Origin of the sequence: Paenibacillus dendritiformis, assembly GCF_015845845.1 — a bacterium.
Classification (GTDB): domain Bacteria; phylum Bacillota; class Bacilli; order Paenibacillales; family Paenibacillaceae; genus Paenibacillus_B; species Paenibacillus_B dendritiformis_C.
In genome coordinates this window covers 1-13,268 of record NZ_LDIG01000153.1, presented here as the reverse complement: position 1 = coordinate 13,268, position 13,268 = coordinate 1, and the positions used below count along the sequence as shown (strand labels likewise).

Sequence of the window (13,268 nt, the reverse complement as noted above, 5' to 3'; positions counted from 1 at the left end):
GTCAGCCCTCCTTCCGTGCGATATCCGCCTTGCTCTCGTACGCTTCCTTGTGGCGGCGCCACCTCGACTGCACATCGCCGTAGCCCTTCGTCTCGCGGTAGCTTTTGTTGTCCAACCGTTCGAGACTCGCCCGTTCCTCCGGCGTCAGCCCGTGAATATCGTCGCGGTTCACGACCCAGATATTGATGCAGGGCTCGCGCCGCATGAAGTTCTCCCGCGCCATCAGGAGCGCGGCTTCCGGATTGGGCGCCAGCAAGCTGAACTGGTGCGCGAAGCCGGCAGAGGGGCTCTTCTGGCTGAATACCTCGTAAATAGAAAATTGCTCCTTCCGTTCGCTGTTCATATCGCCCCTCCCGCCGCATAGAGTGTGCGGGGCGCCAGCATCGCGTCGCGCACCCATTTCGCCTCTTCGTAGGATGTCTTCCGCAGCCGCAGCCGCTGTGCCGAGCAGGGCCCGTTCCCGCGCACAATCTGCACGAACCGGTCCCAGTCGGGCTGCCGGTAATGCCAGATACCCTCCGCTTCGTCATAGCGGATCGTATCGTCCGGAAGCGTCAAGCCCAGATGAAAAATCCGGTTCACATATTTATCGAAAAAGGCCTGCCGCAGCTCCTCGTTCGTCTGCGTGCGAATCTTGTAGCGCATGTTCAGCTGCTGATTGCTGGACACGGTGCCTCCTTCCGGCGGGCCGAAGAACATCAGCAAGGAAGGCCACCAGCGGTTCACGGCCTCCTGCAGCATCCGGCGCTGCGCCGGCGTCCCTTCGGCCAGCTCCAGCACGATGCTCTCCCCGTGCTGCGCATGGAATTTCTCTTCCGCGCAGATGCGCTGGAGCGCGCGGGCGTACGGCGCGTAGGACGTCTCCAGCGACATCGTCTGGGTAATGATCGCCGCGCCGTCGACGAGCCAGGCGATAACGCCGGCATCCGCCCATGTAGGCGCCTCCATATGGAACACGTTGTGGAACTTCAGCTTCCCCGAGAACAGATTGCGCAGCAGATCCTCGCGGGTCTGGCCGAGCGGCGCCATCAGATCCTCCGCGACGCGCAGCAGCAGTTGTCCATGCCCCATCTCATCCTGCACCTTGGCCATGATCGCCAGCTTGCGGCGCAGCGTCGGGGCCTTCGGGACCCATTCCTTCTCCGGGAGCGCCCCCATAATTTCACTCACGCCGTGCATCGATATCAGCTTGATTAACTGGTTGCGGTAATCGTCTGGCATCCAATCGTCCGCTTCAATCTTGTCGCCCCGGTCAATTCGGTTCAGAAAATGCGCCAGACGCTCGTCGTCCGGTGCTCTATCCGGGTCCGTCCGATTACTCATCTTCCAGCCTCCTCTCGTTCACAATGTGTATGGCATGCCCCAAGGCGGCGGCGGCCGCTTCCAGCCAGCCTTCGCTAAGCGTCGGGTGCGGATGTACCGTCATGGCGACGTCTTCCGCTCTCGCCGCCATTTCGAGGGCGAGCGCGCCCTGGCCGATTAAGCTGCCGGCATCCGCGCCGACCGCGTGCATGCCCAGCAGCAGGCCGGAATCCGCTTCGACGACTACTTCCGCGAAGCCGTCCGTCTTCCCGGCCGCCAGCGCGTAACCGTTGGCGCGGAACGGGAAGCGGCCCGTCTTCACCTTCATGCCCTGCCGCTCGGCTTCCGCCCGCGTCAGCCCCACGCCCGCAATCTGCGGATCGGAGAAAATAACGTATGGCACATAAGGCGAGTCGAAGGCGCTAGGCAGTCCGCCGATCACCTCCGCGGCGACCGTGCCCTGTCTCGCGGCGCGATGGGCGAGCGCGGGCCCCGGCGTAATATCCCCAATGGCGAAGATGTGGCTCACATTCGTCCGGCACTCCGCATCGACCGGAACATAGCCGCGCTCATCCACCTGCACCCCCGCCTGGCTGAGGCCGAGCCCCTCCGTGTTCGGCACGCGTCCGGCCGTTACCAGCACCTTGTCGCAGAGGACGCTCTCCTCTCCATGCCGCCGCGATTCGAGGCGGAGTTCGACATGATCGTCCTGTTCGACAGCCGCGCGCACTTCCGTCCCCGTCTTGATGACCATCCCCAGCTTGCCGGCGCGCCGCTTCACTTCCGCAGCGAGGCTGCCGTCCACCAGCGGGAGGATGCGTTCCTCCCGCTCGATGAGCGTCACGCGGCATCCGAGCTTGGCGAAGGCCATGCCCAATTCGATGCCGATATAGCCGCTCCCGATAATGGCCAGCCGCTCCGGCAGATTCTCCAACTCCAGCGCCTCCGTCGAGGTGAGGATACGGGGACCGCCCTCCGCCGCGAATGCCGGGATATATGGCCGCGATCCCGTCGCGATGATCGCCTCCCGGAACTTGTAGGTCTCGAAGCCGGATTCCGTCTCCACCCCGACGCGGTCGGGGGACAGGAAGACGGCACTCCCCTTCACGACCGTAACCCCGTTAGCGGCGCACAAGTGCGCCACTCCGCTTCGCAGCTTGCCGACGATGCCGGATTTCCACTGCTGCCAGACGGACATATCGAAGGCAAGCGCCTCCGGGTCCAGCCGCAGCCCCAGCTTGGAGGCCGACCGGGCGTCGTCATACAGTCCGGCCGCATGAATCAACGCTTTGGATGGAATGCAGCCCGAATGAAGACAGACGCCGCCGAGTTCCTCTTTCTCCGCCAGCACGACCGATTTCCCCAATTGGCCCAGCCGGATGGCGGCCGCATACCCGCCCGGGCCGCCGCCAATGACAACAACATCCGTTTCTACTGCAATTTCGCCGACGACCATCTATACCATCTCCGCCCATAGGAATTCTGGCTGCTCCAGCAGCCGCTTGATCCGGTTCGTGAACCGAATCGCCTCCGCCCCGTCGATCAGCCGGTGGTCGAAGGAGAGCGCCATATTCATCATGAGGCGAATGACGCCTTCCCCGTTGCGGACGACCATGCGCGGCTCCATCTTGTGCAGCGCCAGAATGGCCGCCTCCGGATGATTAATGATCGGCGTCGCGAGCAGACTGCCGATCGGGCCGACGTTGCTAATCGTGAAGGTGCCGCCGGTAATCTGCTCCAGCGCCAGCTTCCCGGCGCGGGCCCGCTCCGCCAGGCGCCCGATCTCTTCCGCCAGCTCGAAGACCGTTTTCCGGTCGGCGTCCCGGATGACCGGGACGATCAGGCCGTCCGGCGTATCGGTCGCAATTCCGATATGGTAATAGCGCTTCAAGACGATTTCCTTCGTCTCATCGTCGAGCGAGGCGTTGAAGGTTGGAAATTCCTTGAGCGCGATGACGATCGCCTTGATAAAAAACGGCAAGTACGTCAATTTCACCTGCCGTTCGGCCGCCAGCGGCTGAAGGCGTTCCCGGAGCGCCTTCAGCGCATCGGCCTCCAGTTCATCCACCTGCGTGACATGCGGGATGATGGTCGCCGCCTTGACCAGCCTTTCGGCGATCTTCAGGCGCACGCCCCGCAGCGGAATCCGTTCCTCGGCGGAAGCGGAGGCCGATGCGGAACCTTGCGGCCGGGCAGCGGCCTCCATCCGCTCCCGCGCAGGCGGAACCGCATTCGCCTGCGGCAGATCAGGGCCTTCCGCTTCCTTGGCAGTGCCGGCCGAGGCATGGCGCCGCACATCCTCTTCGGTAATGCGGCCGTCCGCTCCGCCCCCCTTCACCTGCTCAATGTCGACATTCAACTGCCGCGCAAGCTGGCGAACATAGGGGGCCGCGCGAACTCTTCCTGCCGGGGCCGCGGGGGCCGCCGGCGGCACGGACGACGCAAGCGGAGGCGGAGGGGCGGCGACCGCGGAAGCGGCCTGCTCCGCTTTCCCCGCTTCCTCCACAGGGATGCGTCCCTCCGCTTCGAGAACGAACAGCACCTCGCCTACCCGGACAGCGTCCCCCTCGGCGAACATCAGCTTGCGCACGACGCCCCCCGCCGGAGCGGTCAGCTCGGCGTTGACTTTGTCGGTCAGCACCTCGACGATCGGCTGATCGCAGGCCACCCGCTCCCCTTCCTTAATCAGCCATTTCCCGATCTCCCCTTCGTGAATGCCTTCTCCCACGTCGGGAAGCTTGAACTCTATCATTCGCGTTCCTCCTCCTGAACGGTCAGAACTGAATCGCTGCGGCGATTCCCTCTCTCACCCGCTCGACCGTCGGAACATAGACGTCCTCGAGCGAGAACTGCGGAACCGGCACGTCGAAGCCGGTAATCCGCTGAATCGGAGCCCGCAAATACATCAGGGCTTCGTCATTGATCAGCGAGACGATCTCCGCGCCGACGCCGGCCGTCTTATGCGCCTCATGAACAATTACGGCCCGCCCCGTCTTCTTCACGGACGCCGCAATCGTATCCCGATCGAGCGGATAGAGCGAGCGAAGATCGATGACCTCGCAGGACCAGCCCTTCTCCCGCTCCAGCTGCCGGGCCGCTTCCAGCGCCACCCGCATCATGGCCCCCCATGCGATCATCGTCACGTCTTCGCCTTCCCGGACGATATTCGCCTTGCCCAGCGGAATGCGGTACATCTCCTCCGGGACTTCCGCCTTGAAGGCGCGGTAGATCCGGGCCGGCTCCAGAAACACAACCGGATCGGGAGCCTCGATGGCACTGATGAGCAGGCCTTTGGCATCGTATGGATTGCTCGGCACGACCACCTTGAGTCCGGGCGTATGAACGAAGAACGCTTCCACGCTCTCCGAATGAAGCTCCGGCCCGCGGATACCCGCCCCGTACGGCGTGCGGATGACGAGCGGGACGCTGTACTGCCCCCGCGTCCGGTACCTCATGCGGGCCGCATGGGTCACAATCTGCTCGAAGCCGGGGTAAATGAAAGCCAAAAATTGAATTTCGACGACCGGAATGAACCCGTTCAGCGCCAGCCCGATAGCCGAGCCGATAATGCCGGCTTCGGCCAGCGGCGTGTCGACGACCCGTTCCTTGCCGTACTTGTCGATCAGCCCGTCGGTCGCCCGGAACACGCCGCCGTTGACGCCGATGTCTTCGCCCGTCAGCATGACGCGCCGATCGTCCGCCAGCTTCTGATCGAGCGCTTCATGAATCGCTTGCAGTATCGTTAAGCTCCGGCTCATGCTTCACCCTGCCTTTCCGCACACAGGCCGCTCTGTTCCCGCTGCTCGGCCACAGGCCACAGCATATCGGCGCTTACGTGCATGAACATATCTTCGGGCCGGGACTTCGGATAGCTCTCGGCCTCGTCGACCGCGGCTTCGATCAGGGCGCTGACCCGCTCCATCAGGCGCGCCTCATGCTCCTCGCTCCACGCGCCCCGCTTCACGAGATACAGCTTCAGACGCTCTATCGGATCGCGCCGCTCCCTCCATTCGGCGGAGATCCGGGCCTGGTCGCGGTATTTGCGCGGATCGTCGCTGGTCGTATGCGGCCCGTAACGGAACGTGACCGCCTCGATAAGCGTCGGCCCGCCGCCGTTCAAGCCGCGCTCAAGCGCCTCGCGCACGGTCAGCCATACGGCGAACACATCGTTGCCGTCCACCCGCACCCCCGGCATGTCGTAGGCGGCCGCGCGCTGGGCGATCGTCCGGGAAGCGGACTGCGCATGGAACGGCACGCTGATCGCGTAGCCGTTATTTTGACAGAAGAAGACGGTGGCCGTCTGGTACACCCCGGCAAAATTCAAAGCCTCGTGAAAGTCTCCTTCCGAGGTCGCCCCTTCGCCGAAGTACACGATGCTCGCCTGCCTCTCCCCCTTCAGCTTGGCGGCCCAAGCCGTGCCTACGGCATGCGTCAAATGCGTGGCTATCGGCACGCACGGCGGCATAATATGGCGGCCTTCCGGACTGATGGAGCCTTCCATATGCCCCATCCAATAGAGCAGGACGCGGGTAAGCGACTGCCCATGCGTCACCGCGGCAGCGTGATCGCGATAGCTGGGGAACAGCCAATCATGGGGGGACAGCGCCAGCGCGCTCCCCACCTGCGAGGCTTCCTGGCCTTCATAAGGGGCGTACGTGCCCATTCGGCCCTGCCTTTGCAGGTTGACCGCCTTCCGATCGAACATTCTCGTCAGCACCATGTTCTCGTACATTTGTATCATCAGATCCTCGTCAATGGCCCCCTCGATAGGGTGGCGAAGCTCACCGTCCGGCGCCAGCACCTGATAGGGCTCAAGCAGCCCGCGCATGTCTTCATGCCGCATCTCCGCTCCTGGCTGCTCTTCGATTGGCGGGGCAGACGGATGCCCCTGACTTTGAATCATCATTACCGCTCCCTTCCCCTTTTTAGCTATCCCAATAGCAAGCGGTCATCCGCCACTCCCTTCAACTGGGCGAATTTTTTCAACAACACCTCGATCGTCAGCTGCTTCTTCTCCTCTTCCCGCACATCCAAAATAATTTCCCCGGCGTCCATCATGATCAGGCGATTGCCGAGCTCGATGGCTTGCTGCATATTGTGGGTAACCATCAGCGTCGTGAAGTTGGAGCGCTCGACGACCTCCTTCGTCAGCGCCGTAATCAACTGCGCCCTGGCCGGATCAAGCGCGGCCGTATGCTCATCCAGCAGCAGCACCTTCGGCTGCGTGAAGGTCGCCATCAGCAGACTGAGCGCCTGCCGCTCGCCGCCCGACAGGAGTCCCGCTTTGGCCGACAGCCGGTCCTCAAGGCCGAGATGCAGCGAAGCCAAGCTTTCCCGGAACAACTCCTTCCGCTTCTTGTTCACGCCCCGGTGCAAGGTGCGTCTTTTGTCGCGAGAGAAGGCGACCGCCAGATTCTCCTCGATCGTCATCGTCGGCGCCGTCCCGGCCATCGGATCCTGGAACACGCGTCCGATCTTGCGCGAGCGCTCGAATTCGGAGAGACCGGTCACGTTCTCGCCGTCAATTTCGATGGTCCCGCTATCCGGCGCCATCCCGCCGGAGATAATATTCATCAGCGTGGACTTGCCGGCTCCATTGGAACCGATAATCGTCACGAAGTCGCCCTCGCGAAGCGTCAGATTTATATGCTGCAGAGCGATTTTCTCGCTCGCCGTCCTGCGGTTGAACACTTTCCGAACCCCGTCAAGTTTCAGCATGGCTTTCCCCCCTTGCTCCCTGGTCGATGGCCACATGCGGAACATCTTCCGGAGAGGACTTCACCCGTCTGTCTTTCCATGTAGCGAGAACCCGCGACATGACAAGGGCGGCGACCACAATCGCGGCGGTCAGCAGCTTCAGGTCATTCGGATCCAACCCGATGCGGAGAGCGAGCATAATAATGAGACGATAGACGATGGCTCCTCCGATTACGGCGAAGGTCGCCCGCCGAATGGAGGCGTGGCCGAAGACGGCTTCCCCCATAATGACGGAAGCCAAGCCGATGATAATAATTCCGATCCCCATCGAGACATCCGCAAATTCTTGATATTGGGCGATAAGAGCGCCGGATAGCGCTACCAATCCGTTGGACAGGCTCAGCCCGATAATTTTCATATTGTCGGTGTTCGCGGAGAGGCTGCGGATCATTTTCGCATTATCGCCGGTGGCGCGAATCGCCAAGCCGATCTCCGTATCCAGGAACCAGTCGATGGCCCATTTGATGAGCAGGACGAATATTCCTACAGCGGCCAAAATGGCAAGCGGCTGCAGGCTGGACAAGAAGGAGTCAAGCTGCGTGAACAAGGTGGTTTCTCCCAAAAGCGGCGTATTCGCCTTGCCCATAATCCGCAAATTGATCGAATATAAAGCAATCATCGAAATAATGCCGGATAGCAGCGTATTGATTTTCCCTTTCGTATGCAGCAGGCCGGTTACGGTTCCTGCTGCGCATCCCGCGAGCAGCGCGCCCAATGTGGCGAGCAGCGGGGAATAGCCGGACGTAATCATGAGCGCCGCCACGGCGCCGCCGGTGGCAAAGCTGCCGTCGACGGTCAAATCGGGAAAGTCAAGAATCCGAAACGTCAAGTAAACGCCCAGGGCCATCAACGCGTAAATGACCCCTGCTTCCAAAGAACCCGTCAGCGCATACAGCACGATAGCATCCTCCTAATTTGGAACGACTTATTTCTCAATCAGGATTGCGCCTTGTGTCATCTCATCCGTCAATGTAATTCCTTGCGCCTCCGCCGCCTTCGGATTAATCATCAGATCGAGCTTCTCGGAGAACTGGACGGGGATGTCTGCCGGCGATGCGCCCTTCAGCACCTCCACCGCCATTTTGCCTGTCGTGTAGCCCAGATCGTAGTACTGGAATCCGATCGATGCGAACGCGCCTTCCCCCACCGATTCACTGCTCTCGCAGATCAGCGGAATGTCCTTGTCATTCGCGACCGACACAACGGAGCTGAGCGCCGAAATGACCGTATTATCCGACGTGAGATAGATGATATCCGCGCGCCCTACCAGCGAATCGGCGGCCTGCTTCACCTCGGAGCTGTTCGTCACGGTGGCCTCGATCGTCTCCAATCCGCCTTCTTGCAGCACCTGCTTGACGTTAGCGATGTTGACGACGGAATTCTGCTCGCCGGAATTGTAAATGACGCCTATCTTGCGGGCCTCGGGGAAAAATTTCTTGATCGTCTCCATCGTCTTCTTGATCGCGTCCGGATTCGTGTCGCGCGTCCCTGTCACATTCCCTCCCGGCTTCTCGAGACTGTCGACCAGCTTCGACGCGACCGGATCCGTCACGGCCGTGAACAGAACGGGGATGTCTTTCGTCGCCTTCGCAACCGCCTGCGCGGTCGGCGTGGCGATCGCCAGGATCAGGTCGTTTTTGTCGCCGACCAGCTTTTGGGCTATCGTGAGGTTGTTGTTCATGTCACCCTGCGCATTGTGGAAGTCCACTTGCAAATTGACATTTTCCTCGTAACCGGCATCCTTCAGCGCCTGCAAAAAGCCTTCCCTCGCCCCATCCAGCGAAGGGTGATTCGCGTACTGCGCAATGCCGATCTTGACCATCTTCTTGCCGTCGTCATTCTTGCCCATGTCCTTCGGTTCGCTCGAGTTCCCGCATGCCGCCAGCAGCAGGAGCGAACAAACCATAACAATCGAAAAAAACGGTTTCATCCAATCTCGCTCCTTTACAATAAGGATTGTAATTGTTTGCGCTTTCAAGATAAGAAATAGATAAAAAAGCGTATTGGCGAGTTGTCTGAGTGTAAAAGCTCTCTTGCGGTCATCGAGACATGAAATGTGTTCCTCTGATGCTTCATGGAAAGTTCGTTCGTGCAGGTCTGTGTGCGCGTTCGCATGGAAGGATGATGTGACTGCGCTTGCCTCCGAGGCTTAGCGCTGCTGCCTGATAGCTTAGATGCGGTGATGTTGCGTAAACGTGTAAAGTTATCGTAGATGCGCGTTGTCGAGCTGGAGCTTGCAATCGGATATCGAGGTTCTTCATGAGGTCCATCGCAAAATTATAATACGTTTTTTCGATGGTGCGTTATTTTAACCTTATAATATCATGGTGTTATAATGAGTGTCAATATTTGGACACATTTAAAATAGAAAATGTGATTTATGTTATAGCATACGTTATAAAACAAAAAAACTTGAAAGGCTTAGAGCCAATCAAGGTCGATTGAACATATACTTATATACAGATTCGTAAGTCTCTGATCAGAGTTTCCAAAGATTCGGCTACTAGAATGGTATCCCCTGTTTCAAAATCCTCTTGCCAACACGTCATCAAAATGATGCCGCAATGTTTCTCGTACACCCATTCTATTGTTGATGATTTGAACCGGCAGCTCCAATCAGCCCCAGCTCATATCCTTTGGCCACCGCCCCCACTCGCGATTTGACCCGCAGTTTCTGAAGAATGGAGGTTAGATGGTATTCCACTGTCCGCTGGCTGATGCCGAGTTCTCTGGCAATCTCCTTATTGCTCATCTCCCGTGAAACCCTAACCAGCACCTCACGCTCCGTGGGCGTCAGCTTATCCTGCCCATAAGCTCCGAACAGACGTTCAGGAACCAGCATATGACCTGCCAGGCTCTGCCGAATCGCATTAATAATTTGCACGTAGGAAGCCTGCTTGGACAAATAAGCGTTCACGCCAATCTCATAGGCCTTCAAATAAAACTCTTCATACGTATAACCAGACAGCATGATGATTTTAAGAGCAGAACCATATTCCTTCTTCAACAGAACAGCCAACTGAAAGCCGTCCATATGCGGCATGGAAATATCCATCACCAGCACATCCGGCTTATTCCGGCGGATTTGCTCCAGCAAGAGGCGCGGATCGGCAAACGTTCCCGTTACGCGAATATCTTCTTCCTGCTCCAGTCGGTGTTTCAATGCATCTATCACAAGGGGATGATCATCAAGCAAGACAACCTTGATTTCCGTTGCCATTATGCGTTCCCTCCTATTTCACATGAAGCTGGAGTCCGCAGCCGCAGTGTAATCCTGGCACCCTCTCCCGGTGCAGAATGAAGCTCCATCTCTCCGCCAAGATAATCGATCTGGCTGTTGACCGAGATAAGTCCAAGATGCGCGCCTTCCCGGGATCCGATGTGTTCCTGAAAAGCACCTGCATCGAAGCCTTTGCCGTCATCGCTTACCGTGCAGCATATTCCCTCATTCTCTACCCGCTTGACGCGAACATCAAGCTGCGTGGCTTCGGCATGCTTCAGCACATTATGGACAAGCTCGCGGATCATTCGGAAAAGATTGGACTTGAGCAAGGGGGCCGGCGCTTCTCCCGGCCAATCGTAATATAGCGCTGCACGCAGCCCCCCTTCTCTCCGGCAGTCCGCAGCAGCCAGCGCAAGGACTCCTCCAGCCCGGCTTTATCCACAATATGCGGATACAACTCATCCACACAGTGCCCGGATATCCTGCTGCGATTCATAGAGGCATTTCAGCCAGGACGCGATCTGCCGGTCATCAGCTCGTCCGTGATTCGCCATCTCCTCCAGATCTCTCGATAGGAAAATCAGATTCTGCAACAGCCGATCATGCAGATAATAGGAAAGGCGAACCCGCTCGGCTTGCTGAGCCTCCATTAACAGACAGTTCATCTGCCGAATGTCATCATGAACAGGATGAGCATCACACGCGTGCTGCTCTTTTGTATGTTGAAACTCTTTCTGCAATCCGGTCAGCAGTCTGGCATTGGTCAATAGCCGTGCTGCTTCCCTGCCAATCTCGTCGATCAGCCTCTTCTCTTCCACGGAGAACAGCGACAAATTGCCCTTGGGACCCATGCACAAATATCCTGTACAGGAAAATCCGGCGAAGTCGGAAATGGAGGCAACATATTCGAAATCGAAGCCTCTTTCCCAGAAGCTGCGATCGATCCAGCGAGCGTCTTGTTCTTTGCCAATCATGTCTTTGTATCGGCCTGTGCCGTGTACAACCAGTCGAGTCCCGTCATGCCAGACCATACAGACTCCTTCCACATCTACGACACGGTGAAGCATGTCGCTGATCAGGCTGAGAATATCCTGGATATTCCGGGTCTCCGCAATCTGGATGGATAACTTCAGCTTCTGCTGCTCCAACCACTCCTTGCGCCCTTCCGCCTGTTGTCTTGACCGCCGAAGCCTTCTCCGGTACACCAAGGTCCCCGCAGCAAAGCCTCCAAATAAGACTGCGGTCCAAACCGGACGATCCATTCGATTGGCAAAGGCGATGAGAAGAAAGACACCTCCATAATAAAGGATGTGAACCAGCAGCCGGGGAAGATAGATGTTCATATCCACCATGCTGCGCTTGTCAAGGATATACAGAAAAACGCCAGACAACGGCACAAGACCAATGAGCGCATATTCGGGAGCCAGAATGTACCCGTTCCACAGCAAATCCGGGATCGCATACAGGAGCAGATAGGGCAGAAAGCTGAAGCATAGACCGGCGCCCAGCCCCAGGGCATGATTTTTCTCCACCCGATCCAGCGATCTCCAATATAGCCGGATCATGAGCAAGATAAACAGCAGCGTCATCATAAAAACGAGATGTACCGTTTCTCGAATCCAGCCGGGAATCTCATGCTGGCTTACGGCCCAAATGGTATAACAAGAAAATAGAATGCAGGCCAGACGGAAGAAAAAGAGGGCCTTTGACCACAAAGCAGGCACCGCACGCAGTACAAACGAAACGCAAAAAGAGAGCAGCAAATAAGGGAGCCAGACCGAGCAGATCGACAAAATCAAATCCGATACAAGCAATTCGGTAGAATATACAGTCAGAATAACCATGGCCATTACGTAATTCAGCAAGCAAAATAGGCGAACCGTGGATGAAGCCGGATTTTTATAGTAAGCCAGCAAGCCGATGATCTGCAACAATGCTGCCGCCACAATGGAGAATACACTTTGCATTACATCTCTGCTTTCTGTTTTGATCTGAATTTCATAGACAGAGCCATCGCCGCGCATGAACTCTGCCGTGCTTGCTCTAACCAGAGACGCCTTCGACATATCGGCAAATTGCTTGTCCGCCGGTAATATAATGTCAATGAGGGCGAATTACACCCCGACCAGATAAAGGGTAATAGCCCCCATATCGTATTAACAAATATGTGAAACAGGATTGCTCCATATATGTTTTTGCGCAGCTTGACCAGGATTTCACAAGGAATGATAACCGCCAGCGGAATAAAAGCCCAGTTCATCGGCGCTTGCCACATATGATAGAACTGGAACAAAATGCTGAGGATCAGCCAATCAAAGCGCAGCCTGCCTATCTTCTTCAGTAAATAACCGCGGAAATAGACTTCTTCTCCGATGAAATTCCCGATGATTCCAATCAGCAGCAAAGGCCAGGGAAAATCATAGTATCCTTGGTTGAAAATATGCCGCTCTCCCATATGAAGCGCCGGAATCGAGTTCAGGAATGAGGATAAAGACGGGAATACCCACTTCATGTAAGGCAGGGATAAGGCGGTGAACAGCAGGGTTATTAGCGGCAGGACCAGCAGCAGTCCTTTTAAAGACTCCCTTCTGAAGCCCAGATAAGTTAGAGTTTCCTTCCAGGTCAGCTTATCTGCAAATCGTAGCATGAACAACGGAAACCTGAATCCGTGAAATGAAATCATAGAAAAGTTAGAAAATGAGCCGCCGGTAAAGTAAAATAAGGAAAAAGGGAAGAATTCCCGTATTTCTTTAACTCACCCCGGAGGTGCCATTGATGAAACCCGTACGTTTTCAACTGGATCAGTCCGTGGAGATGCTGACCGCTCATTCCGGTCTTGCCCTCATTGGCTTGCTCCTTTCCCATACCCAGATTGCCAAGCGCTTGACTCGTTCCTCGCTTCCCGGTGTACATCAACCCACGGTCACTCACCCGGATGTGGTCTACGCGTACCTGGGGCTACTTTGTCAAGGGAAAAGTGACTTTG

14 protein-coding genes and 1 pseudogene are annotated in these 13,268 nt (G+C 57.4%); 1 reads left to right on the top strand and 14 read right to left on the bottom strand.

All coding sequences use genetic code 11. From position 1 onward, the window contains the following. Position 1: 1 nt before the first annotated feature. The 14 genes from paaB to ABD76_RS14895 form a co-directional block, all read right to left on the bottom strand. On the bottom strand, positions 2-343 hold the full coding sequence (gene paaB / locus ABD76_RS14960) for a 1,2-phenylacetyl-CoA epoxidase subunit PaaB (protein WP_197258068.1): 342 nt from the start codon (positions 341-343) through the stop codon (positions 2-4). Then, a complete protein-coding gene (gene paaA, locus ABD76_RS14955; protein WP_197258067.1) occupies positions 340-1,323 on the bottom strand; it encodes a 1,2-phenylacetyl-CoA epoxidase subunit PaaA in 984 nt (327 codons plus the stop codon). Before paaA ends, paaB begins: the two co-directional genes overlap by 4 nt. Then, complete coding sequence (gene lpdA / locus ABD76_RS14950) at positions 1,316-2,758, bottom strand: dihydrolipoyl dehydrogenase (RefSeq protein WP_197258066.1); 1,443 nt, start codon at positions 2,756-2,758, stop codon at positions 1,316-1,318. The genes paaA and lpdA overlap by 8 nt, the downstream gene beginning before the upstream one ends. After that, positions 2,759-4,054, bottom strand: coding sequence for a dihydrolipoamide acetyltransferase family protein (locus ABD76_RS14945; RefSeq protein ID WP_197258065.1), 1,296 nt, complete (start codon positions 4,052-4,054; stop codon positions 2,759-2,761). It abuts the gene before it with no gap. 22 nt (positions 4,055-4,076) lie between these two features. Beyond that, positions 4,077-5,060: an alpha-ketoacid dehydrogenase subunit beta gene (locus ABD76_RS14940; RefSeq protein WP_197258064.1), complete on the bottom strand. Its 984-nt coding sequence runs from the start codon at positions 5,058-5,060 to the stop codon at positions 4,077-4,079. Beyond that, positions 5,057-6,145, bottom strand: coding sequence for a pyruvate dehydrogenase (acetyl-transferring) E1 component subunit alpha (pdhA, locus tag ABD76_RS14935; protein WP_242069586.1), 1,089 nt, complete (start codon positions 6,143-6,145; stop codon positions 5,057-5,059). Before pdhA ends, ABD76_RS14940 begins: the two co-directional genes overlap by 4 nt. 86 nt (positions 6,146-6,231) lie before the next feature. Next, complete coding sequence (locus ABD76_RS14930) at positions 6,232-7,020, bottom strand: ABC transporter ATP-binding protein (protein WP_197258062.1); 789 nt, start codon at positions 7,018-7,020, stop codon at positions 6,232-6,234. Beyond that, positions 7,007-7,957 (bottom strand): ABC transporter permease subunit, encoded by a 951-nt coding sequence (locus tag ABD76_RS14925; RefSeq protein ID WP_197258061.1) that lies wholly within the window; start codon positions 7,955-7,957, stop codon positions 7,007-7,009. Before ABD76_RS14925 ends, ABD76_RS14930 begins: the two co-directional genes overlap by 14 nt. Positions 7,958-7,984: 27 nt before the next feature. Further along, complete coding sequence (locus ABD76_RS14920; RefSeq protein WP_197258060.1) at positions 7,985-8,989, bottom strand: ABC transporter substrate-binding protein; 1,005 nt, start codon at positions 8,987-8,989, stop codon at positions 7,985-7,987. 654 nt (positions 8,990-9,643) lie between these two features. Beyond that, a complete protein-coding gene (locus ABD76_RS14915; RefSeq protein ID WP_197258059.1) occupies positions 9,644-10,279 on the bottom strand; it encodes a response regulator transcription factor in 636 nt (211 codons plus the stop codon). Beyond that, positions 10,279-10,611 (bottom strand): sensor histidine kinase, encoded by a 333-nt coding sequence (locus ABD76_RS14910; protein ID WP_197258058.1) that lies wholly within the window; start codon positions 10,609-10,611, stop codon positions 10,279-10,281. The genes ABD76_RS14915 and ABD76_RS14910 overlap by 1 nt, the downstream gene beginning before the upstream one ends. Then, a complete protein-coding gene (locus ABD76_RS14905) occupies positions 10,584-10,748 on the bottom strand; it encodes a hypothetical protein (RefSeq protein WP_197258057.1) in 165 nt (54 codons plus the stop codon). Before ABD76_RS14905 ends, ABD76_RS14910 begins: the two co-directional genes overlap by 28 nt. Then, the gene (locus ABD76_RS14900; protein ID WP_197258056.1) at positions 10,741-12,249 is read right to left on the bottom strand and encodes an LTA synthase family protein; all 1,509 of its coding nucleotides are present in this window, start codon (positions 12,247-12,249) and stop codon (positions 10,741-10,743) included. The genes ABD76_RS14905 and ABD76_RS14900 overlap by 8 nt, the downstream gene beginning before the upstream one ends. Next, entirely contained in the window at positions 12,249-12,929 is a 681-nt protein-coding gene (locus ABD76_RS14895) for a CPBP family intramembrane glutamic endopeptidase (protein ID WP_197258055.1), read from the bottom strand. Before ABD76_RS14895 ends, ABD76_RS14900 begins: the two co-directional genes overlap by 1 nt. A 128-nt stretch (positions 12,930-13,057) precedes the next feature. Here ABD76_RS14895 and ABD76_RS14890 point away from each other — a divergent pair. Then, positions 13,058-13,268, top strand: a pseudogene (locus ABD76_RS14890) (IS1380 family transposase); the annotation flags it as partial.

What these genes read in the sequence shown, in the direction of transcription:
- ABD76_RS14895 (WP_197258055.1), bottom strand. Translation starts at nt 12,929, where the DNA reads ATGCTACGATTTGCAGATAAGCTGACCTGGAAGGAAACTCTAACTTAT.
- ABD76_RS14930 (WP_197258062.1), bottom strand. Translation starts at nt 7,020, where the DNA reads ATGCTGAAACTTGACGGGGTTCGGAAAGTGTTCAACCGCAGGACGGCG.
- lpdA (WP_197258066.1), bottom strand. Translation starts at nt 2,758, where the DNA reads ATGGTCGTCGGCGAAATTGCAGTAGAAACGGATGTTGTTGTCATTGGC.
- ABD76_RS14920 (WP_197258060.1), bottom strand. Translation starts at nt 8,989, where the DNA reads ATGAAACCGTTTTTTTCGATTGTTATGGTTTGTTCGCTCCTGCTGCTG.
- paaA (WP_197258067.1), bottom strand. Translation starts at nt 1,323, where the DNA reads ATGAGTAATCGGACGGACCCGGATAGAGCACCGGACGACGAGCGTCTG.
- ABD76_RS14915 (WP_197258059.1), bottom strand. Translation starts at nt 10,279, where the DNA reads ATGGCAACGGAAATCAAGGTTGTCTTGCTTGATGATCATCCCCTTGTG.
- pdhA (WP_242069586.1), bottom strand. Translation starts at nt 6,145, where the DNA reads ATGCGGCATGAAGACATGCGCGGGCTGCTTGAGCCCTATCAGGTGCTG.
- paaB (WP_197258068.1), bottom strand. Translation starts at nt 343, where the DNA reads ATGAACAGCGAACGGAAGGAGCAATTTTCTATTTACGAGGTATTCAGC.
- ABD76_RS14900 (WP_197258056.1), bottom strand. Translation starts at nt 12,249, where the DNA reads ATGCAAAGTGTATTCTCCATTGTGGCGGCAGCATTGTTGCAGATCATC.
- ABD76_RS14940 (WP_197258064.1), bottom strand. Translation starts at nt 5,060, where the DNA reads ATGAGCCGGAGCTTAACGATACTGCAAGCGATTCATGAAGCGCTCGAT.
- ABD76_RS14945 (WP_197258065.1), bottom strand. Translation starts at nt 4,054, where the DNA reads ATGATAGAGTTCAAGCTTCCCGACGTGGGAGAAGGCATTCACGAAGGG.